This window comes from Bacteroides sp. AM16-13 (assembly GCF_003602705.1).
In the GTDB taxonomy this organism is placed as follows: Bacteria; Bacteroidota; Bacteroidia; order Bacteroidales; family Bacteroidaceae; genus Bacteroides; species Bacteroides xylanisolvens.
The window spans coordinates 240,756-262,727 of the sequence record NZ_QTLK01000005.1; the positions used below are offsets into that span (position 1 = coordinate 240,756).

Sequence of the window (21,972 nt, forward strand, 5' to 3'; positions counted from 1 at the left end):
GGATACGAAAGTTTATTCCTATTTTTGCACAATCCACTAAAAAACGTGCAATGATTAAAGAGAATTTCATTAAACTATACGAAAATAGTTTTCGTGAGAATTGGGATCTGCCTTGTTATACTGATTATGGAGAAGATACCCAATATACATACGGTGAGGTAGCTGAAAAAATCGCCCGTTTACATCTGTTATTCAAACATTGTAGCCTTCGCAGAGGAGATAAGATTTCAGTTATCGGCAAAAATAACGCTCATTGGTGCATCGCCTATATGGCAACGATCACATACGGAGCGATCATTGTCCCTATCCTTCAAGATTTTACGCCTAATGACGTTCATCATATCGTCAATCATTCCGAATCTGTATTCCTGTTCACCAGCGACAGCATTTGGGAGAATTTGGAAGAGGAAAAATTAACGGGACTACGGGGAGTATTCTCATTGACTGATTTCCGGTGTCTTTATCAACGTGACGGGGAAACCATACAGAAGTTTCTGAAAAATACCGATAAAGAGATGCATGCTTTGTATCCGAAAGGATTTACCCGTGAAGATGTTCAGTACACCACTTTATCCAATGACAAAGTGATGCTGTTAAATTACACTTCCGGAACCACTGGTTTCAGTAAGGGTGTGATGCTGACAGGAAACAATCTTGCCGGCAATGTCACTTTCGGTATTCGTACCGAACTCCTTAAAAAAGGGGATAAAGTGCTTTCTTTCCTTCCCCTCGCCCACGCATACGGTTGCGCATTCGACTTTCTGACAGCAACGGCTGTCGGCACCCATGTCACTTTGCTTGGAAAAACGCCTTCTCCTAAAATTATAATGAAAGCTTTTGAGGAAGTGAAACCCAACCTTATTATTACTGTCCCGCTAGTGATTGAAAAGATATATAAGAATATTATCCAGCCACTCATTAATAAAAAAGGTATGAAGTGGGCACTCAATATCCCTCTGCTCGACACCCAAATCTACAACCAGATACGTAAAAGACTGATTGATGCACTGGGAGGACGGTTTAAAGAGATCATTATCGGTGGCGCCGCTATGGATAAGGAAGTAGAAGAATTCTTCTACAAAATCAAATTCCCTTTTACCATCGGTTATGGAATGACAGAATGCGGTCCGCTTATCAGCTACGCCCCCTGGGATGAATTTGTACTAGGTTCTTCCGGAAAGATTCTAGATATAATGGAAGCACGTATCTATAAGGAAACCCCGGAAGCAGAAACCGGAGAAATCCAGGTTCGGGGAGAAAATGTGATGGTGGGCTACTACAAGAACCAGGAAGCAACACAGGAAGTATTCACGCAGGACGGCTGGCTACGTACCGGTGACCTCGGTTCCATGGACAGCAACGGAAATATTTTCATCCGGGGACGACTCAAAACTATGATCTTAAGTTCTAGCGGACAGAATATCTTCCCCGAAGAGTTGGAAACCAAACTGAATAACCTGCCTTTCATTCTCGAAAGTCTTGTTATCGAACGCAATAAAAAATTAGTGGCACTTGTTTATGCCGATTACGAAGCGTTGGATTCTCTCGGATTAAATAATCCGGATAACCTGAAAACAATCATGGATGAAAATCTTAAGAACCTGAACAGCAACGTAGCCGCTTATGAGAAAATCAGCAAGATCCAACTCTACCCTACTGAATTTGAAAAAACGCCCAAAAGAAGCATAAAAAGATACTTATATAACAGTATTGCTGTCGATTAGCATGTTCTAAAACATATAAAAAGGGGAGAAAAGTGGCCAGTTACAAAAAAAAATATAAAAAAAGTTGGCGTTTCGAGAACAACATATTGAAAAAGTACATACCTTTGCATCGTTTTAATAAAGCAATTGATTGTATTACGTTTTTAAAAAGCAAAGAAAATGAAAAAATTAGTTTTGATGGCCGTAGCTATCGTAGCAGTATCATTCGCATCATGTGGTAACAAAGCAGCTGACGCAGCAAAAGCAACTGCAGATTCTATCCGTATCGCTGACTCAATCGCAGCAGTAGAAGCAGCAGCTCTTGAAGCTGAACAAGCAGCAGCCGCAGCAGCAGATTCTTTGAATGCTGATAGCACTGCAACTGAAACTGTAGCTGAATAATTCAGAAACAGCTAGAGAGAATTGAAAGTCTGCCATGCGAAAGCATGCACAGACTTTTTTTTATGCCTTTATTTTAGCAAGCCACACGTTATTTAGCGTATGAACTTTTCACAAAGGGAGCGTTCAATAAATAATCCAGACTTTCTTCTACACTTTCCTCTACCGGAACACTATACTTTTCGATTTCAGCAACGAGATAATTAACGCCTGCAGTTTTTGCATTCTTAAAGATAGCATCAAAACCGACCATTCCACTTTGTCCAATCTCTCTGTGATCTTTCACATGGAATATCTGGAAGCGACCGGGATATTTATTAAAATAATCAACAGGACTGTTTTGTCCGCGAACTACCCAATAAAGGTCCATCTGGAAGAAAACATATTCAGGATTCGTATGTTCCAACATATAATCATACATCACTTTATCTTCTACCTTCTGAAATTCATGAGCGTGATTGTGATATCCGAACGACAAACCTTGTTGTTTGCAACGCTTGCCTATTTCATTATAATATGCACAATATGTTTCTAAATCCTTGAGTGTCTTAGGTACATCCATCCACGGAGCTACAATATATTTCATACCGGCAGCTTTGTGATCGGCAATACATTGATCCCACCATTCAAGTGACTTTGAATAGTCGCCGGAAGCCAATTCTTCTTTAGACAATTGTCTTGTACAATGTGAAGACAAGACTTTTAATCCTGCCGATTCGACATCTTTCTTAAATTGTTGAGGAGTACGGTCATAAAATTTACCGTTGTTATAATTGGCTGCTTCAACACCGGTATATCCCATGTTTGCCAATTTCTTCAGAAGAGCAGTATAAGTGGGGTCACACTTACCATTTTTGTTGTCTACCTTGTTTAATATATCTCTGACAGAATAGAGCTGAATTGCTACTTCTTTTTTAGCTTTTTTCTTGGTTTGTGCCGTTACTGCCAGTGGAATCATGAAAAGAGCAGCCAATGCACAGATATAAATTCTAGTTTTCATATAATAGATATTAGTGGGTTACAATTATTCAGGTTTACATAGAAAAAACAGGCACGGATTACACAGACTTCACGGTTACTCCATGGCAATCGCCATTCAAAAAAAACGTGAAATACACGTAACCCGTGCCTTTCCTTATTACTATTCGATTAGTCCAAAACTTTCACGCGGATGTTGCGGAACCAAACATCGTCACCGTGATCTTGCAGACCAATGAAACCTTCGTGATTTTCGCCACCGCAGTTATTCAGCAATTCAAATGCCAAAGGCCATTTTTCTTCACTGAACTTACTTGCTTGCAACATATCAGTCCATTGTTTTGTCCACAAATGATATTCAAGTACGTTTTCATCGTTTTGTCCGTGAACAACAGTACCTTTATAAACCATAATCTTAGCCTTGTTCCATTCGCCAAACGGTTTAGAGTTTTGAGGAACTGCCGGAATCATGTCATACAAAGAAGCTGACTGACGATTGTTGTCCTTACCCAATTTAGCATCCGGATGATTGGCATTGTCCAACACCTGATATTCGGGCGCAGAAATATAAATAGGCTCAAGCACATCATTACCGTCTTTATCTTTCGATGTAACTTCCTGAGCTAAATAGAAAATACCGGAGTTACCACCTTTAGAAACCTTCCACTCCATTTCCAGTTCGAAGTTTTTAAACTTGTGAGCAAAAATCAGGTCACCACCATCACCGTCTTGAGCTTCACCGCCACCAGAACCGTTGAATTTGATACAACCGTCTTCAATTGTCCATTTAGAAGGAACACGGTCTTTTCCATAACCACGCCATCCGTTAAATGTTTCGCCATCAAAGATTGTGATATAACCATTTTCATCAACAGGCAAATTCAAGCTATCTGTTTCTGCCGCTTTCAATGATTTAGAGTAAGTCAACGCAACTTTTTGCTCTTCCGGAGCATTTGCTTTCTTCTGACCACCGCAAGAAGCGAAAACGCCTGCAGCAAGACAACAACAAGCTAATGGATAAAATACTTTTTTCATGATATCAACTATTTAATTTTTAATCTTTAATTTTTAATCTACTTTTATCTTGGCATATCAGGCAGTCTCCAGCCTTCACGATAATTATGTTTCACTAATTCAGCCGCAAACTGTTTTGCATTGATCGGATCTGTCCATGTCTTATCAAATGTAGGATGACCATTATGAATCTTGAATCCGTCTTTGATAACAGTACGAATGGTTTCGTTATCACCGATATTTGTAAAACACATGTTAGCTCCATCCCACTCGAGAGTCTTATTCAGAGCTTGCAAACGAATAGCCAATACACCCATTGCTACCATTTCATTCATAGGTCCGGCTTCTGAGAAGTCAGATTTAGTCATGATACGATTAGATTTATCTTCTTTACATGCACGTACCCAATCCATTTCGTGACCACCATTCATTGCTTTAGGAACACGACGGCAAACCTTCGGTGCATTTGGTTTACGACCTGAAAGCAACCAAGGATTCTGTCCATAACATCCGCAAATCAATGTATCTTTTGTTCCGTGGAAAATAGTCAAACCACCACCGCTCTGCATCAGTTGTTTTCCTTCTGGGAATCCTTTCGGACGTTCTGGCATCATACCGCCATCATACCAATGTATTTCCACTTCAGGCATAGCTACTTTCGGCATATTTTCACGAGCAGGGAAAATCATTTTCACGTGTTGTGCCTGTGGAGCACAAGCATTCAACAATAATGTCGATGAACCTTCCACTTTGGTAGGATACTGCAATTTCAATGCTTTAAACGGCTGATGCAAAATATGACAAGCCATATCACCCAATGCACCTGTTCCGTAATCCCACCATCCACGCCAGTTCCAAGGATGGTAAATAGCATTATAAGGATTCATTTTAGCAGGACCTGTGAATAAATCCCAATTCAATGTGCTAGGAATTTTATCAACCTTTTCAGGAACATTCAATCCTTGAGGCCAAATAGGACGGTCTGTTGCACATTCAACTTTCGTTACGTCACCGATTTCACCATTCCAAATCCATTCACATACTAAATCCGTACCTTCATCCGATGCCCCCTGATTACCCATTTGGGTAACCACGCCCGTTGATGCAGCCAGTTTTGTCAACAAACGAGATTCATAAACAGAGTGGGTCAATGGTTTCTGACAATATACATGTTTTCCCATTGTCATTGCATCAGCAGTGATAATAGCATGAGTATGGTCGGCAGTTGCGATAATCACACCGTCGATAGATTTACCCATTTCATCATACATCTTACGATAGTCCCAGTATTTTTTAGCCTTGGGGAATTCGTCGAACACGCCTTTTGCGTACTTCCAATCCACATCACAAAGAGCCACAATATTTTCAGTGCCCTTTACGTGATTAATGTTGGCATGTCCCATGCCACCAATACCCACAGCTGCAAGATTCAGTTTATCAGTAGGCGAAATATGCCCGTGACTCATACCTAAAATTGTACTGGGAGCAATGGTTATACCTGCTAAAGCAGCGGCTCCCGTTTTGAGAAATTTTCTCCTCGAAATGTTTGACATGATTTTATTTGTTTAAGGGTTAATAATCTTTGGAAGGTTGCCGTGCAACAATCCATATCCATTTTTCATGTTTTTTCTTCGTTCGCGTATTTGCTCCAAAGTGCGCAAATTACCAATAGCGGGCAAATCGTGTTTGCGGGTATCTTTCAAGAATGTCCATGCATATTCGGATGCAATAGCCGAATCGCGCATTAGCGGTAATCGTGAACTGCGTTTTCCGGTTTCTACCGAATCAGCAAACAGGTCACACAACACGTCTATATTCTTGCCGCCAAAAGGTTTCTCTACACGGATGGTCTGATTGACACCGTGCAGGTCGACAACAGCAGTATTGAAGTCATGCGTCATACGCACAACCCCTTTTGTACCTATAATATCTACATACGAATTATGTGTCTGGTCTTTAGATAATTGCCCATAAACAAATCCTTGGGTAATATCAAAAACGACCCCATTTTGAAAAGTTCCGTGACATTGCACCCACCAAGGATCTTTGTAGTTCCACATATTCACTCCCTGGGCATTCCATGTTCTATAATCACATCCTGCATACCAACGGGTAATATCTACGTAGTGCATTCCACAATCATGGAAAGCAGGTCCCTCATACTCATGACCTTCACCTGGTGCCAAGCCGGGAGTCATGTGACAAATACGAATAATAGCCAGCTCTCCGATTTCCCCTTGCTGGATATATTCCTTCATTAAATTATGATACCAGGAATTTCGCAGATACAGATTTACCGTAGAAATGAGATTTGTGTTTTCTGTCATTTCTACAACTTTCCACTCATTTTCCATTGTATCTGCAACTGGTTTTTCTGAAATAATGTGTTTGCCGTAACGAATAGCTTTTTCTATTTGTTCCATCCGCGAGTCAGCCAAAGTGAAAAGCCCGACTACCTGCACACTTTCATCCTCAAAAATCTTTTGATTATCTTCTACTATAATAGAGTTAGGGGAAAGCTTTTTAGCCAACTGACGTGATGCCGGATCGGTATCACAAATATAAGCAATATTCCACCGATCACTTTTAGTCATCGCTTCCCAGTAGAATCTTCCCATCCTACCAAAACCGATAATTCCAACTTTAATTCTCGTGTCTACTGAAGATTGCGTGTTCATAATTAAACATAGTGAATTTAAGTACAAATAATAGATAAAACATCAACTTCTAACTACCAAACTGATGAGCTAAAAACTGATATTGCAAATCTAGCCAAATAAATAACGGCTTATTTGACTTACACTACTTTATGTAGATATAAAATCTGCTCTTTTTACTATTAATCAACAACTTAGATAACTTGACACATCAAAAAAATGTAGATGATTTGGAAAGTATTATAATGTTAAAATAATAATTATATCTCTTGTGTTGAACTAATTTTCATAATTTCATTCTCAAATTCATCCCTGTCGACGGCTGCTTTATTTCTCATCTTCGTACGATAATTATAAACCGTACTTGTAGAGCAACGGAGAAAGTTCGCTATCTTTCCACTATCCGTAATACCCAAGCGTAATAAAGCATAAATACGAAGTTCTCTATTCAATAAAGCGTCCGGTTTTAAAATAATTTTCTCTTCATCTTTCAACAGAGCGTTAAAATCAGATACAAAGGTGGGATACAAACCCAGAAAGACCTTATCAAAACGAGTGTATAAAGCGCCAAGCTCTTCATCAATAAGCGCAGATGATTTTAGCTTCTTAATCAGTTCATCATAGTATTTATTAATAGCTATTTTATACAGCATATTCTGATATTTCTCCATTTTATGGATATAACTAAAACAGACATCAAAGAATTCGGCTATGTAATACTCTTTTATACTATTAATTTCACACAACTGATTATTTGTATCATTCAGCTGGCTGTTCATGCTATTCAGCTTGTTGTTCAATCGCAAAAGCTCCTCATTACTCTGTGCCAATGCCTGTTTTATTTTCAACGTCTTTTTCATTTGAATATAGATGAAAAGCACCAACAGGACTAAAAGAAAAAGGATAATACTTGTAGAAATAAGAAAAGTAGTCAGATGCGACCGTGATCTGGCCTGCTCCGCCTGATAAGCTGTATTAATAATAGAATTGAATTTATAAATTTCGATGGCCCGGAAATGAATACCGGAAGATATAACGTCATCGATAGCGGACTGTGTAAATTTAAAGGCATCAGCTAAATTCTGTTCATCATAAGCTATCAATGCAAGAGATTGCAGGGATGCATTTTCCCGCGTAGCATTCCGGGTATCGGCTATTGCCGACAACATCAAATATTTTTTTTCTTCATCATACTTTTTCTGATGGTGACATAACCTAGAATATGAATGAGTTATCATAGCATAATTGGGCGTCCCCACTTCCTCAATCTCCAGCAGTTCTTTATAAATTTCTTTCGATTTCAGCGTATCACGCCAAATATAATAAGAAGCCTGGGACATTCGATAATCCCAAGAAGTGTGGTCAATGAGGGCAAACAACGAATCCTGGTAAGCAGCCTGCTGCTTGCCATACAGATTATTGGCGACAGAAATCGAATAGTGTCCCCAAAAGCTGGAATAAGTTTGATAATAGTTTATTAATAAATCTCTGGGAAGTTCTGAAGTCTTTATACTTTTCAAAATAATCTCCGCTTCGCGGAACCTGCCACACATCGAATATAAAAGGCTAAGATGTAAAGACGACTGGTTGGTGAAATAAGGTCTATTCAACTGGCGGGAAATCTCAATATTGCGATCAACATAATGGATGGCTGAATCAATATGAAACTTTTTATATTCATTATATAACCGTAGATTGATTCTATATTCTCCTTCAAGAGTCAAACCGGGACTTCTCAACATACATTTTATCCGGTTTATCCGATCCTCTTTCTCTTTAACAAAGACGTGTTTTTCATCTATCACTCTACGCAAAGAATCAGTCAATAGTTTCAACTCATTATTTGCATAAAGAACACTGCCAATTCCCAAAGCAATCAGCAGAAGCAAAAACCTCTTCTTTAGAAAACAATAGTTGAATTTCATAATAGTAATAGCAAAGATAACAAAAAAAAGCGATTTATTCGTTCAGAACAAATCGCTTTTCATATATGAAGTAAATTTGCTCTTATTCAGCAACTACCTCGAAAGGAATTTCTACCGAAACCTCCTTGTGAAGCTTAACGATAGCCTTGTAGCTACCAACTTCTTTCACAGCGTCTTTTACAACGATGATCTTTCTGTCAACTTCATGACCCAGTTTAGACAATGCTTCAGCAATCTGGATGTTACCAACAGAACCGAAGATAGTACCGGTTGAGCTAACTTTAGTTGCGATAGTCAAAGAAACGCCTTCCAACTTAGCAGCCATAGCTTCAGCATCTTTCTTGATTTTCTCAAGTTTGTGAGCGCGCTGTTTCAGTTCTTCAGCCAACATTTTCTTTGCAGAAGGAGAAGCGATGATAGCTTTTCCAGTCGGGATCAGATAATTACGACCGTATCCGGATTTCACGTTTACGATATCGTTCTTATAACCCAAGTTTACTACGTCTTCTTTTAATATAATTTCCATACTTTTCCTCCTTCTTATTTCATCATGTCAGTTACATAAGGCAGCAATGCCAAGTGACGAGCTCTCTTCACAGCCTGCGCGATACGACGTTGGAACTTCAAAGAAGTACCTGTAATACGACGCGGAAGGATTTTTCCTTGTTCATTCAAGAATTTCTTCAAGAATTCAGGATCTTTGTAGTCGATATACTTAATACCACTCTTTTTGAAACGGCAGTACTTTTTCTTCTTAACGTCTACTGACGGCGGAGTTAAATATCTGATTTCTGATTGAACTTGTTGTGCCATGATTAATCCTCCTTTTTGTTTGATTTAACACTTCTTCTTTTTGCAGCGTATTCAGCAGCATACTTATCCATCTTGAAAGTCAAGAAACGGATTACGCGTTCATCACGACGGAAATTAATTTCCAGCTTGTCAATTACAGTAGGATCTGCATTGAACTCAATCAGTTGATAAAAACCTGTAGACTTTTTCTGAATTGGGTAAGCCAATTTCTTCAGTCCCCAGTTTTCTTCATTAATAATCTCAGCACCTTCAGCTTGAAGAACGCCTTTGAATTTTTCTACCGCTTCCTTCATCTGAACATCAGATAAAACGGGAGTTAAAATGAAAACGGTTTCGTATTGATTCATACTTCGTTTAATTAAATAAATAAATTATTTGATTTTAAATGCGGGTGCAAAGTTAGACATTTTATTTTGAACTACAAATATTTAATCTTTTTTTGTATCCGAAGATAGGATTTATCCGGGAAGAGACTTACCTTTGCAAAGTTGTTTAAACAATAATTTCATGATAGAGCAATTTAATTTCGACATTCGACTTATATTTGCCATATTAAATGGCAAAGTTTCTGCGGCAATCAACCGGAAACTGTACCGTAACTTCCGTCAGAACGGATTGGAAATCAGCCCCGAACAATGGACGGTACTCATTTTCCTGTGGGAAAAAGACGGCGTGACGCAACAAGAGTTGTGTAATGCAACTTTTAAAGACAAGCCCAGCATGACCCGTTTGATAGATAATATGGAACGGCAACATCTTGTTGTGCGCATTTCCGATAAAAAAGACCGCCGCACCAACTTGATCCATCTGACCAAAGACGGAAAAGAACTGGAGGAAAAAGCGCGTGTCATTGCCGGACAGACTCTGAAAGAGGCTCTTCACGGTATCACTCTCGACGAATTGAGCATTGGACAGGAGGTACTGAAAAAGGTGTTCTACAATACAAAAGATTAGATAGAAGAACTTCTCTCCAAATCATAAAATCCACTAAATCGTGCATTTATAATGGAATTTTTATCCAAATAATTTCGCCCGTTAAAGAATTATGCTTTAATTTGTGACTGGAATATTATAATCTATTAAAATACACACACATGAAAGGTTTATTAAAGAACTTAGGATTGATATTAATCTTGGTCGGAGTAGTCATCCTGCTGGCTTGTTCCTTTACAGGAAATGTAAACAACAACGCCATCCTGGGTACTTCAGTAGTACTTGTAGTACTGGGACTCATTTCTTATATTGTTATTAATAAGAAGATCGCTGATTAATTTCGCAAAATCAATAAAAAATCCCGGAAACGAATGTTCCCGGGATTTTTTATTTGGAGTTATCTCAAACGCAATCATTAAGATTCAACTTCCGGAGTAATCAGCTTATAGCCTTTTCCGTGAATATTGATAATTTCGATTGAATCGTCTTCTTTCAGGTGCTTACGTAGTTTCGTGATATACACGTCCATACTACGGGCATTGAAATAGTTATCGTCAATCCAGATTGTTTTCAGAGCGAAGTCACGTTGCAAAATCTCATTGGCATGTGCGCAAAGCAATCCGAGCAGTTCAGACTCTTTGGTAGTCAGCTTAGTTTGTTTGCCTTCTGACGACAGAATTTGTTTCTGTGTGTCGAAAGTAAACTTACCAATCTTATAGATATTGCTTTCTTTGTTCTTCTTTCCACGAACACGTCTCAAGATTGCTTCAATTCTGAATGTCAATTCTTCCATACTAAACGGTTTGGTGATATAATCATCCGCACCGATTTTAAAGCCTTCCAGGATATCTTCTTTCAGCGTTTTGGCCGTCAGGAAGATAATAGGAATTTCAGCATTTGCTGCACGGACATCCTGTGCCAGTGTGAATCCGTCTTTTTTAGGCATCATCACGTCAAACACGCACAAGTCATATTTATTCTTCAAGAAAGCCTTATAACCGGCTTCTCCATCAGGATATAACTCAGCAGAATAACCTTTTGCCTGTAGATATTCTCTTAAAAGCATGCCAAGATTTTCGTCATCCTCGCACAATAAAATACGCAGTTTCTCGTCCATATCAATTATTTTTTAATAAAGGTAATGCAATAATAAATTTAGTTCCCACGTTCAGGTCGCTTTCCGCCCGGATGGTTCCCTTATGATCCAATATAATTTTTCTCACATAAGCCAATCCCAGTCCAAAGCCCTTCACATCGTGCAGATTACCCGTATGTACACGATAGAACTTTTCAAATATCTTTTTCAGGTTCTCTTTTTTGATACCGATACCATTATCCTGTATCGAAATCATCAGTTTACCCGACTCATTCCACGTTCTCACTTTCAGTTCCAGATCCTCTTCCGGTTTCTTATATTTCACCGCGTTATCCATCAGATTAAAGATTACATTCGTGATATGCATCTCGTCTGCAAATATAACAGGATCGGTGGCCTCAAGGTTCGATGTTATCTTACCATTATACCGTTCCACTTTCAGAGCAAAGGTATTGACAACTCCTGCTATTAATTCATTCGCATCAATCTCCTTCATCTTCAAAGTGGCCTTCTGACGTTCGAACATCGACATCTGGAGCACCTTTTCCACCTGGAAGCGCAAGCGCTTGGTTTCATCATTAATCACTCCCGATATATGCTGGAACATCTGTGGAGATTTTCCCACCGCCGGATCTTTCAACATCTGGGCTGCTAATGAAATGGTAGATATCGGTGTTTTAAATTCGTGCGTCATATTATTGATAAAGTCATTCTTCATTTCCGTCAGTTTCTTTTGCCGGAATACGATATAAATCGTAAAGATGAATGTCACTAACAATACCAGTGTAAATATCAGCGACGGAATCATGAAACTGATGGAGTCAAAGATATAATCTTTCTTCCCCGGAAAGTGTACTTTCAAGATACTCATTTTTGCAGGCGGGTCATTCTTGAACAATGCCTGCTGATAAGCGTCTTCACTTCCCTTTGCCTCATAATCCGCACAACGGTAGACTTCCCTTCCGTCTTTGTCGATCACCGTAAAGTGATAAGGCAAATCTATACTATTATTATATAAGCTCGATTTCAGATAGTCATCCAGTTCTTTAAACCGTACTCTGTCTCCAATCGACTTGTCACTTCCCCGGTAAATCATCTGCCAGGCCACTTCATCGAGTAATGCCCGTTGATACATATACCGATTCTTAATGGCTTCCACTAATGAACGCGAAGTTTCCGGAATGGTCTTTGTCCCCCTGTAAGGAGAAATCATAGCCTTCGGAAGCTCGGAGGGCTTAGTGGTCATCACTTTCAGCTCAAAATCCGAATATACCTTGCCATCCTTAGACTTCACTGTAAACCGCTGCGTTTGCTGAATCAAGTTGTCTTGTTGTATGGAAGCATTATTCGCAATCAGCGCCTTTCTTTCTGCTTCTGAAATATCTTCGATCAACCAACGTCTGGTCTCTGCATATTCCACATCCTTGGAAACCTGATCCAGGCTATTGCGTACAGCCGAATCAAACTGTTCCTTACGGGTTTTCATCATTTCCTCTATATAACTTACCTGCAAATACAGCAAGCTAAGGAAGGAAAGCCCCATTACAATACCTAATATCCAAATTGTTGACTTCTTCATAGCAACAAAATTAACACTCCCTAATTAACACTCCTAATGCATTAACTTGATTTAACCGGAACTTCCCGGAAATTAACCGTAAGGAGCTATTTAGGTTGTATTCTGATTACTACAACAATAAAACCCCTCCTTTGGTTTGCAAATTTAATAAAAAATTAAATCTTCTCCTTGTGTTTTTCCATCTTTATTAATCATAGTTAAACAAAAACCGCCCCCTTTTACTTAAAAAAGGCGGCGGTTTTAACGTTTTAGTTGATTCTTTATGCCTAACAGATGATAAATACCAAATATTATAGTGAATATTCAATCAATTATCACCTATCATTTATACTTATTCTTCAGTTTGTTTAGCTTCAAAGTCCTTCATTAACTTATCTTGAACATCCGTCGGCACAAGCTCATAACTAGAGAATTTCATAATGAACGAAGCACGTCCACCCGTGAGAGAGCTAAGCGCCGTAGAATAAGATGACATTTCTTTCAAAGGTACTTTCGCAACCAGTTTCTCAAAACCTTTTTCACTACTCATACCCATAATCATGGCACGACGTCCCTGAAGATCTCCCATCACATCTCCCATCCTATCAGACGGAACGAACACTTCTACATCATAAATCGGTTCCAGAATTTTCGGACCGGCATTCTTGAAGGCTTCACTAAAGGCATTACGTCCGGCAAGCATAAAGGAGATTTCATTCGAATCTACCGGGTGCATCTTACCATCGTAAACAATAACGCGCACGTCACGAGCATACGAACCCGTCAACGGTCCTTGCTCCATACGAGACATGATACCTTTCATAATAGCAGGCAAGAAGCGGGCATCGATAGAACCACCGACGATACTGTTAACAAACACCAGTTTACCACCCCATTCCAATGGTATCTCTTCCGTGCCTCTCACGGTAATCTTAAATTCCTGTCCATTGAACTTATACGTTTCAGGCACAGGCATACCTTCTTTATAAGGTTCTACGATCAGGTGAACTTCACCAAACTGGCCGGCACCACCGGACTGTTTCTTATGACGATAATCGGCACGGGCAGCCTTTGTAATCGTTTCACGATACGGAATCTTCGGTTCTTCATATTTTACCTGAAGTTTTTCGTTGTTTTCCAAACGCCATTTCAAGGTACGAAGATGGAATTCTCCCTGACCGTGTACCAAAGTCTGTTTCAGTTCTTTTGATTGCTCGATCACCCAGGTAGGATCTTCTTCACGCATACGGTTCAGGATACTCATCATCTTTTCCACATCCGCTTCATTCACCGGCTTAATGGCACGGGTATATTTAGAGTTCGGATATTTGATAAAATTGAATTTGTAGTCACAATCCTTACCGTTCAGCGTATTACCGGTTTTCACGTCTTTCAGTTTCACGGCAGCACCGATATCACCGGCCTGCAATTCTTCCACCTTGACACGGTTACCACCGGCTACCACATAGATTTGCGCGATACGTTCCTTCGAACCACGGTCGGCATTCAGCAAATCATCTCCCTCATGAACTTTACCGCTCATTACTTTAAAATAGGAAACTTCACCGATATGCGGTTCCACACTTGTCTTGAAGAAATAAAGAGATTCCGGTCCATTGGAGTCCGGAGCCACTTCTTTACCTTCCGTATTCTGTACCTTTGGCATTTCAGATACAAAAGGAACAACGTTTCCCAAGAATTCCATCAAACGGCGAACGCCCATATCCTTACCTCCACAGACGCAGAATACAGGGAACATACCTCTGGCGATCAATCCCTTACGGATACCTTCACGCATTTCGTCTTCTGACAGGGAATCTTGTTCGAAGAATTTCTCCATCAGATTTTCATCATTCTCGGCAGCAGCTTCTACCAACGCTTTGTGCATTTCCATGGCCTTATCCATTTCTTCTGCCGGAATATCTTCGATTGTCGGAGCCCCTCCTTCGGGTTTCCACGAGTATTTCTTCATCAACAATACGTCGATCAGCGCATTAAAGCCCGGACCGGTAGCTATCGGATATTGGATGGGAACAACCTTAGAGCCGTATGCCTCTTTCAGCTGTTCGAGGATATTATCATAATCGCATTTTTCATTATCAAGCTGGTTGACTAGAAAAATAACAGGTTTATTCAGCTTTTCTGTATAACGGAAGTGATTTTGTGTACCGACTTCAACGCCGTATTGGCCATTGAGAAGGATAATTGCTGTGTCGGTCACATTTAGTGCAGTCACTGTGCTGCCTACGAAGTCGTCCGATCCCGGACAGTCAATAATATTAAGTTTTTTGTTATTCCATTCTACATGGAGAACGGTGGAGAAAACGGAGTAACCATACTCTTGTTCAACAGGAAAATAATCGCTAACTGTGTTTTTTGCGGCAACAGATCCGCGACGTTTTATAACACCACTCTCGAAAAGCATCGCTTCCACGAGAGTGGTTTTCCCAGAGCCAGAACTTCCCAACAAGGCAATGTTCTTGATTTCATTAGTCTGATATACTTTCATAATATATAAGATTTTAGTAATTACTCAGTATGTTTCTCACATACCATTAATTTTGTGATGCGCAAATTAGGGATTAATTGGGGGAAAAGCAACACTTATGGCAGTGTTACTAAACAATGTTATGTAACACATCTTTAACACGAACATTTTCGAATCGGGTTAAAAATTATTTTCGCATGGCTATAAACTAATTTCATAGTTGCAACGAGTAATCCGGCACGATGTTATTTTTAGTTGTTTTCCTTTCATACAATAGTTTCCCCGTTGCCTAATCAGTTTTCGTTTGACTTAAGTCAAGCGATAGTTTAACTTAAGTCATTCTATCGTTTGACTTAAGTCAAACGAAAACCCGGCTACAAGTTCGAATCTTATTTATAAAAGAAAAGATCTTAAATTCAGCATTGCAGGAAATTATCTTCTACTAATCGATGGGAGAATTATCTATTTAGCGTATTCCTGCCCCACTATAAATAATTTCCGTCAACAGCTTTTTTGATATATCTAATAATAGTCTTACTTTTACAGCCACAAACCCAAACAGCATAGCTATGGCAGGTATCTATCTTCATATTCCTTTTTGCAAAACTCGCTGCATCTACTGCGACTTCTACTCAACCACTCGCAGCGAACTCAAAACCCGTTATGTACAGGCTCTCTGCCGGGAGTTGACGATGCGTAAAGAATACCTGAAAGGAGAAGATATAGAAACTATTTATTTCGGTGGCGGAACCCCGTCTCAACTGGAAAAAGAGGATTTTGAACAGATATTTGATACCATCCGCGAGCACTACGGATTGAATCATTGTCAGGAAATCACTCTGGAAGCTAATCCGGATGATTTATCGCAGGAATATCTGGAAATGCTTTCCTCACTTCCTTTCAACCGCCTCAGCATGGGAATACAGACTTTTGATGACGCTACGCTCAAACTATTGAAACGCCGCCACAATGCCCGTACAGCCATCGAAGCAATTGACAGATGCCGGAAAGCCGGTTTCCAGAACATCAGTATCGACCTAATTTACGGATTGCCCGGAGAAACAAAAGAACGATGGGAAAACGATCTCAGCCAGGCTATCAGTCTGAATGTAGAGCATATCTCCGCCTATCACTTGATTTATGAGGAAGATACACCTATATATAATATGTTAAAACAGCACCAGATATCCGAGGTAGACGAAGACTCCAGTTTAGATTTTTTCACATTACTGATAGAGCATTTGCAGAAAGCAGGATTTGAACACTATGAGATTTCCAATTTCTGCCGCCCCGGAAAATATTCCCGCCACAACACTTCCTATTGGAAAGGAATAGCTTATCTGGGATGCGGACCATCGGCACATTCTTTTGACGGAATGACACGGGAATGGAATGTGTCTGCAATCGACACCTATATAAAAGGTATAGAAGAAGACTGCCGTGCTTTCGAGACAGAGTATCTGGCCCCAACCACCCGCTACAACGAATTTATTATCACTACCATACGTACCGTATGGGGAACACCTATAGAGAAACTGAAACAGATGTTCGGCAATGAAATGTGGGAGTATTGCCAAAAAATGGCTGCACCTTATCTGAAAAATGGTAAACTGGAGGAATACAACGGAGCTTTGCGCCTGACGCGTGAAGGGATTTTTATTTCCGATAGTATAATGAGTGATTTACTTTGGGTAGACTAACCAAACAAACAAAAAGCCGATGACCGAATCAGAAGTAAGAAAGTTATTGCGGCAAATGAAAGAACTGGATTCGCAAACTGCTTTCCGGGACTTTTACAACATGACTTACGATCGTCTCTTTCGTATTGCCTATTATTATGTGAAACAGGAAGAATGGTCGCAGGAAATCGTTCTCGATGTATTCCTGAAACTATGGAAGCAACGCAGCAATTTGCTTGATGTGAGAAACATTGAAGATTATTGTTTCATTCTCGTCAAAAATGCTTCGCTCAATTATCTGGAAAAAGAATCAAGACATACGCTTATTCATCCCGATTCTCTGCCGGAGCCTCAAGAACAAAGCTATTCACCGGAAGAATCGCTCATCAGTGAAGAACTGTTTGCTCTTTACGTAAAAGCACTCGACCGGCTTCCGGAACGTTGCAGGGAAGTGTTCATCCGCATCCGTGAAGAAAAACAGAGTTACGCACAAGTAGCAGAAGAATTAGGCATCAGCATGAATACAGTGGACGCACAACTTCAGAAAGCAATCACACGTTTAAAAGAGATGATTAGCCGGGCCGAAATAGATTAACATTCTTTTAGACAAAGAGCGTAGGGAGTTTCTGTCACCCTCCGGTCTTTATCAACAAATAAGTCAATCAATCACTAAAAAAGACAGAAAATGAAAAAGCTAAATGACGCAAACATGGGAATCTTTGTCCTTCTTTCAGTTTGTCTGTGCCTGTTTTCATGCAACAATGACAACGACAACCTACCAAAGGACTATGCAGGATTTGAACATTCGAAGGAAACAGTAGAATGTGAAAGCGACAAATCCGAATGTGAGTTGAAAATTAAAATTGTTGCAACAGAAAAAACAAAAGAAGACCGGACGGTAGTACTTGCCACACCCCCTCCGGTAGTAGGACAAGCAGCAGTGGTACAGCTAACAGAAAAAAAAGTAATCATCAAAGCGGGTAAGAAGTCAGCAACAACTGTCATAAAAATCTATCCTAAACAGATGATATTGAAGAAGCAGAATGTCACTTTATCCTGCACTCCCCAGTGGAAAGAAGGAGGAATCAGCAAACTGACCATTCTGTTGAAACGAAAATAATAGATCAAGAGCAATACAGAAAAAAGATGAAATACACCGATACGGAATTAGAAGAAATACTGAACAAGCTCGTCGCTTCCACACGTTCACCGCGAGGACGGTTTTCAGCAACAGCCAGTTACCCGGAACTAGAGAAAAGACTGAAGTCACATACCCGGCGTCTGACACTGATACGTACTTTCTCGGCAGCGGCGGCAGTAGCTCTACTTTGCCTATCGGTATGGACAGCCTATTTATATATGCAACCGGTCACGATACAAACGGTTTCCACCTTGGCAGAGACACGCACAGTCTGTCTTCCTGATGGCAGCACCGTCACTCTCAACCATTATTCTTCACTTTCTTATCCTGAAAAGTTCAAATCGGACAAGCGGGAAGTGAAACTAAATGGGGAGGCTTATTTTGAAGTAAACAAGAACAAAAAACATCCGTTTATCGTGCAGACTGAAACGATTGACGTTCAGGTGTTGGGAACTCACTTCAACGTAGATGCCTATCAGAACAATCCGGATGTAAAGACAACGTTATTGACAGGTTCGGTAGCAGTCAGCAATAAAAGCAAGTCAGTTCGTGTGATTTTGAAACCGAATGAGATTGCTATATATAATAAGGTGGAAGAAAAACTCACCCGCAAGGTTTTAGAAAACGTAGAAGATGAAATTTCCTGGCGGCAGGGAGAGTTTATATTCGATGACCTACCTTTACAGGAGATTGCCCGCGAACTGTCCAACTCATTCGGAGCAACGATTCACATAGCCGACACAGCTTTGCAAAATTACCGGATCACAGCACGTTTCCGCAATGGAGAAGATCTGGCAACTATTTTATCTGTATTACATAATGCCGGTTATTTCGACTACTCACAAAACAAGAAACAGATTATTATCACTGCTAAACCAGACTAAGATGAATATTATATTCCAAGATCGCTTCCCTATCAGAACCATTGTTCTGATAGGGGTAGCACTCCTTATCACCACACAAATATACGCGCAAAATGCGGACGCCCGACTTTCGCTGACACTACGAAACGCCACACTAAAAGAATTCGTCAAGCGGATTGAAAACTCAACCGGATATTCTTTTATCTATGGCGAGGAAATTATCATCAAACATAAAATCAATTTGCAGGTAAAGGATAAACCATTGCGTGAAATACTTGACCTCGTATTCAAGAATGAGCAGATCAGTTATCAGTTCACCGGCCGCCATATTCTACTGCAAAAGAAAAAAGAATCAAAAACCGTAGGCCGTAAGTTCACTATCAGCGGATATGTCACGGATGGAACGTCTTCCGAGACGTTGATTGGAACCAATATCATTGAGAGTCATCAGAATCAAGGAACAACCACCAATCCTTACGGTTTTTACAGCATCACTTTGCCCGAAGGAGAAACCGAACTGCGTTTCTCCTATCTGGGTTATGCCACAGAAGCGCATCATTTTACGCTCTCACAAGATACATTGCTGAATATCCGTATGCAGGGAAACACGCAGTTGCAGGAGGTAGTGATCGTTTCCGATAAAACTGAAACGGGCACCGTAGCTACCCAGATGGGCTCTATCGAAATTCCGATGACACAGATTAAAAATACGCCGAGCATATTGGGAGAGGCAGATGTCATGAAAGCCATCCAGCTGATGCCTGGCGTACAGGCAGGAGTAGACGGTTCAGCCGGACTGTATATACGCGGCGGCAGTCCGGACCAGAATCTTATTCTACTGGATGGAACTCCTGTATACAACGTAGACCACATGTTCGGATTCTTTTCGGTTTTTACTCCGGAGGCTGTCAAAAAGGTAACGCTATTCAAAAGCTCCTTTCCGGCACGCTTCGGCGGACGTCTTTCTTCCGTCATTGATGTCCGCACCAATGACGGAGACATGCAGAAATACCACGGTACGCTTAGTATCGGATTACTAACCAGCAAAATCAATCTGGAAGGTCCGATTGTGAAAGGAAAAACCTCTTTCAACATTTCCGCCAGACGTTCGTATGTCGATCTCATCGCCAAGCCATTTATGCCGAATGATGAAGAATATGGTTATTACTTTTATGACATCAATGCCAAAATCAATCATAAATTCTCCGACCGGAGCCGTATCTATCTAAGCGTTTACAATGGAAAAGATCATTTTGCCGCCAATTATGATGGAGATACCGACTCCAAGGATGGAAGCACAATGAATTGGGGAAATACCATTGTTTCCGCCAGATGGAACTATATATTCAACAACCGTCTGTTCAGCAACACAACCGTCTCTTACAACAACTATTTATTCGACGTCAACTCATACAACAACAATAAATATGCTAACAGCATGGGAGCTTCGATAATCAACCGATATTCAGCCGATTATCGTTCGGGAATCAATGACTGGAGCTATCAGATCGATTTCGATTATAACCCGTCTCCCGCACACCACATTAAATTTGGTACAGGATATATCTATCATCGGTTCCGTCCGGAGGTCATGACATCCAAAATCTCCAATAAGACAGGAGATAAAATAGACCTGGACACAACCTACCACAGCATAGCCAACAACCGGATTTACGGACATGAGTTATCCGCTTACCTGGAAGACAACATCAAGATGAATGCTCGTCTGCGCCTGAATCTCGGACTGCATTTCTCATTGTTTCATGTGCAAAAACAAAGTTACTTTTCCTTGCAACCACGTGTTTCCGCACGCTATCAATTGGGAAAAGATGTAACCCTGAAAGCATCTTATACCCAAATGAGCCAATATGTACATTTACTATCGTCAATGCCCATTGCCATGCCTACGGATTTATGGGTTCCGGTCACTAAAAAGATCAAGCCAATGCGCTCCCACCAATATTCATTGGGCGGATACTATACGGGAATCAAAGGATGGGAATTCTCGGTAGAAGGGTATTATAAGGATATGTATAATGTGCTGGAATATAAGGAAGGCGTCAGTTTCTTCGGTTCTTCCTCCGGTTGGGAAAACAAAGTGGAAATGGGCAAAGGACGTTCGGCCGGCATTGAGTTTATGGCACAGAAAACCCTTGGAAGAACAACGGGATGGTTGTCCTACACTTTATCCAAAAGTGATCGTCAGTTTGCCAAAGGCGGTATCAACAACGGTGAACGGTTCCCATATAAATATGACCGAAGACACAATATCAACCTGACAATCAACCATAAGTTCAGCGACCGTATCGACATCGGTGCTTCCTGGGTGTTTTATACAGGTGGAACAAGTACAATCCCTGAAGAGAAAACCGCTGTCATCCGTCCTAGCGATGGCACAAACAACGGATTTGGAGGAGGATATGGATATGGAGATTATTTTGATTCAGGCATAACTTCACCCACCATCGGAGAAGCTTCGTATGTGGAGCATCGTAATAATTACCGGTTACCAGCCAGTCACCGGTTGAATGTGGGAGTCAATTTCAACAAAAAGACCAAACATGGTATGCGTACCTGGAATATCAGTCTGTATAATGCATATAATGCGATGAATCCTACCTTCGTATATCGCAGCACCAGCAAAAACGATCCCTACAAACCGATTATCAAGAAGTATACTATACTTCCATTAATTCCATCATTCACTTACACTTATAAATTCTAA

General features: G+C 40.4%; 20 protein-coding genes. 9 read left to right on the plus strand and 11 right to left on the minus strand.

What is annotated here, in order from left to right:
• Positions 1–50: 50 nt before the first annotated feature.
• Together DW173_RS05750 and DW173_RS05760 are read left to right on the plus strand one after the other, a co-directional pair.
• Complete coding sequence (locus DW173_RS05750; protein WP_004299337.1) at positions 51–1,724, plus strand: long-chain fatty acid--CoA ligase; 1,674 nt, start codon at positions 51–53, stop codon at positions 1,722–1,724.
• A 159-nt stretch (positions 1,725–1,883) separates the two neighbouring features.
• Positions 1,884–2,105, plus strand: coding sequence for a hypothetical protein (locus DW173_RS05760; RefSeq protein WP_004306615.1), 222 nt, complete (start codon positions 1,884–1,886; stop codon positions 2,103–2,105).
• A gap of 88 nt (positions 2,106–2,193) precedes the next feature.
• Here the strand turns inward: DW173_RS05760 and DW173_RS05765 are convergent, their stop codons facing one another.
• From DW173_RS05765 to rpsF, 8 genes are all read right to left on the minus strand, one after another.
• A complete protein-coding gene (locus tag DW173_RS05765) occupies positions 2,194–3,102 on the minus strand; it encodes a sugar phosphate isomerase/epimerase family protein (protein WP_008025008.1) in 909 nt (302 codons plus the stop codon).
• Positions 3,103–3,251: 149 nt separating this feature from the next.
• Complete coding sequence (locus DW173_RS05770; protein ID WP_004316253.1) at positions 3,252–4,115, minus strand: DUF1080 domain-containing protein; 864 nt, start codon at positions 4,113–4,115, stop codon at positions 3,252–3,254.
• Between the two features lie 44 nt (positions 4,116–4,159).
• Entirely contained in the window at positions 4,160–5,647 is a 1,488-nt protein-coding gene (locus tag DW173_RS05775) for a Gfo/Idh/MocA family oxidoreductase (protein ID WP_009040855.1), read from the minus strand.
• 12 nt (positions 5,648–5,659) lie between these two features.
• Entirely contained in the window at positions 5,660–6,772 is a 1,113-nt protein-coding gene (locus tag DW173_RS05780) for a Gfo/Idh/MocA family protein (RefSeq protein WP_004299332.1), read from the minus strand.
• Between the two features lie 239 nt (positions 6,773–7,011).
• Positions 7,012–8,676 (minus strand): DUF6377 domain-containing protein, encoded by a 1,665-nt coding sequence (locus DW173_RS05785; RefSeq protein WP_009040856.1) that lies wholly within the window; start codon positions 8,674–8,676, stop codon positions 7,012–7,014.
• Positions 8,677–8,758: 82 nt separating this feature from the next.
• Positions 8,759–9,202 carry a 50S ribosomal protein L9 gene (gene rplI, locus DW173_RS05790; RefSeq protein WP_004307965.1) on the minus strand — a complete coding sequence of 148 codons (444 nt, stop codon included), beginning with the start codon at positions 9,200–9,202 and terminating at the stop codon, positions 8,759–8,761.
• 14 nt (positions 9,203–9,216) lie between these two features.
• Positions 9,217–9,489, minus strand: a complete 273-nt coding sequence (gene rpsR / locus DW173_RS05795; RefSeq protein ID WP_004307964.1) for a 30S ribosomal protein S18 — start codon at positions 9,487–9,489, stop codon at positions 9,217–9,219.
• Positions 9,490–9,491: 2 nt separating this feature from the next.
• The gene (gene rpsF, locus DW173_RS05800; RefSeq protein ID WP_004299329.1) at positions 9,492–9,836 is read right to left on the minus strand and encodes a 30S ribosomal protein S6; all 345 of its coding nucleotides are present in this window, start codon (positions 9,834–9,836) and stop codon (positions 9,492–9,494) included.
• A 160-nt stretch (positions 9,837–9,996) separates the two neighbouring features.
• Here rpsF and DW173_RS05805 point away from each other — a divergent pair, with 160 nt between their 5' ends.
• Both DW173_RS05805 and DW173_RS23915 read left to right on the plus strand, forming a co-directional pair.
• Positions 9,997–10,443, plus strand: coding sequence for a MarR family winged helix-turn-helix transcriptional regulator (locus DW173_RS05805; RefSeq protein WP_004299328.1), 447 nt, complete (start codon positions 9,997–9,999; stop codon positions 10,441–10,443).
• A 140-nt stretch (positions 10,444–10,583) separates the two neighbouring features.
• Positions 10,584–10,760, plus strand: coding sequence for a hypothetical protein (locus DW173_RS23915; RefSeq protein WP_004299327.1), 177 nt, complete (start codon positions 10,584–10,586; stop codon positions 10,758–10,760).
• Between the two features lie 77 nt (positions 10,761–10,837).
• Here DW173_RS23915 and DW173_RS05810 read toward each other — a convergent pair whose 3' ends face one another.
• The 3 genes from DW173_RS05810 to DW173_RS05820 form a co-directional block, all read right to left on the minus strand.
• The gene (locus tag DW173_RS05810; RefSeq protein ID WP_004299326.1) at positions 10,838–11,539 is read right to left on the minus strand and encodes a response regulator transcription factor; all 702 of its coding nucleotides are present in this window, start codon (positions 11,537–11,539) and stop codon (positions 10,838–10,840) included.
• A gap of 1 nt (position 11,540) precedes the next feature.
• Entirely contained in the window at positions 11,541–13,097 is a 1,557-nt protein-coding gene (locus tag DW173_RS05815) for a sensor histidine kinase (protein WP_004299325.1), read from the minus strand.
• Between the two features lie 331 nt (positions 13,098–13,428).
• The gene (locus DW173_RS05820; RefSeq protein WP_004299324.1) at positions 13,429–15,585 is read right to left on the minus strand and encodes an elongation factor G; all 2,157 of its coding nucleotides are present in this window, start codon (positions 15,583–15,585) and stop codon (positions 13,429–13,431) included.
• A 548-nt stretch (positions 15,586–16,133) separates the two neighbouring features.
• Here DW173_RS05820 and hemW point away from each other — a divergent pair.
• The 5 genes from hemW (at position 16,134) to DW173_RS05845 (ending at position 21,972) form a co-directional block, all read left to right on the plus strand.
• Complete coding sequence (hemW, locus tag DW173_RS05825) at positions 16,134–17,264, plus strand: radical SAM family heme chaperone HemW (RefSeq protein WP_120143989.1); 1,131 nt, start codon at positions 16,134–16,136, stop codon at positions 17,262–17,264.
• A 19-nt stretch (positions 17,265–17,283) separates the two neighbouring features.
• Entirely contained in the window at positions 17,284–17,838 is a 555-nt protein-coding gene (locus DW173_RS05830; RefSeq protein ID WP_044918835.1) for an RNA polymerase sigma-70 factor, read from the plus strand.
• Between the two features lie 90 nt (positions 17,839–17,928).
• A complete protein-coding gene (locus DW173_RS05835) occupies positions 17,929–18,363 on the plus strand; it encodes a hypothetical protein (protein ID WP_004307961.1) in 435 nt (144 codons plus the stop codon).
• A 26-nt stretch (positions 18,364–18,389) separates the two neighbouring features.
• Positions 18,390–19,268 (plus strand): FecR family protein, encoded by an 879-nt coding sequence (locus DW173_RS05840; RefSeq protein WP_118161222.1) that lies wholly within the window; start codon positions 18,390–18,392, stop codon positions 19,266–19,268.
• A gap of 1 nt (position 19,269) precedes the next feature.
• Positions 19,270–21,972 carry a TonB-dependent receptor gene (locus DW173_RS05845; protein ID WP_120143991.1) on the plus strand — a complete coding sequence of 901 codons (2,703 nt, stop codon included), beginning with the start codon at positions 19,270–19,272 and terminating at the stop codon, positions 21,970–21,972.